Below are 1,112 nucleotides of genomic sequence, written 5' to 3'. Positions count from 1 at the left end.
CGGAACCCGCCCGGACCGCCGTGTTCCCGGATCTCGATCCGGCCGGCTACGGGCGGCATGGCCTGCATGCGGCCGAGCGGATCTGGCCGGAAACCAACTGCTTCATGGATCTCTGGATCGAGGTGGTGGCAAGCCTCGGCCTGCCGCCCGAGGCGATGCTGGGCTTTACCGTGCGCCAGGATTTCGAGGGCGACCAGGCCACCTTCTTCAAGGTGCCCTCGGCCGACCTGGAAACGCTCTACGGCCTGCTCCATCAGGAACTCGCCATCTTCGAACATGTGGAAGACCATGTCGGCGTGCAGATCGCCCGCGGCCGGCTCTGCCTCGTCGAGCTCGACGGCTATCATCTGCCGGACACGGCCGGCGTTGCCTACCGCACCGAACACGGCAAGACCACCGTCGCGATCAACCGCCTCGACGTGGCCGGACGGCGGATGGAGTATTTCCACAACGCCGGCTATTTCGCGCTGGAGGGCGACGACTTCGACGCGATCTTCCACCGCCTGCCGGGCGCGGACGGGGAGCGCCCGCAGTTCCTGCCCTACACCGAATTCGTGAAGATCGGCGAGGCCCCCGCCGCCGATGACCTGCGCCTTGAAGCCCGGCGCATCCTCGCCCGCCATCTCGCCCGCCGGCCGGCGCAGAACCCCATCGCCGCCTTCGCCTCGGTTTTCCCGGCGCAGGCCGCCACCCTGTCGGGCCGGCCCTTCTCCGCCTTCCACCACTATGCCTTCAACACGCTGCGCCAGTTCGGCGCCAACTTCGAGCTGCTCGCCGCCCATCTTCAGTGGCTCGGCGACGCGGAGGCGGCCGTTGCCGAGGCGACGGTGATTGCCGAGACGATGAAGAGCGCCCAGTTCCAGCTCGCCCGCGCCGTCTCGCGCGGCAAGTTCGACAAGCTCGCCGGCGTGCTCGACCCGGCGGTCGCCGCCTGGGACCGGCTGATGACGGAGCTGGCGACGCGGGCGTGACAGCCACGGCGTGAACGGCAGCCTGAGACTTAGCGCCCGCCTTCCGGGTCGACGTCCGTCGTTGGGCCGGCATGTCTTTGCCCATCACCGTCCACACGGCGCGGCAGGAGGCCGGCATCGTTGGCACATACGGGTATGATG

General features: G+C 68.8%; 1 protein-coding gene. It reads left to right on the top strand.

Annotated features, from left to right (window positions below):
* Positions 1-20 precede the first annotated feature (20 nt).
* Positions 21-971: a DUF1839 family protein gene (locus tag A6302_RS20420; RefSeq protein WP_069308531.1), complete on the top strand. Its 951-nt coding sequence runs from the start codon at positions 21-23 to the stop codon at positions 969-971.
* The last annotated feature ends 141 nt before the right edge of the window (positions 972-1,112 follow it).

Origin of the sequence: Methylobrevis pamukkalensis, from assembly GCF_001720135.1 — a bacterium.
In the GTDB taxonomy this organism is placed as follows: domain Bacteria; phylum Pseudomonadota; class Alphaproteobacteria; order Rhizobiales; family Pleomorphomonadaceae; genus Methylobrevis; species Methylobrevis pamukkalensis.
Note: the sequence above shows the minus strand (reverse complement) of the source record. Positions and strands in the feature narration are given on the sequence as shown.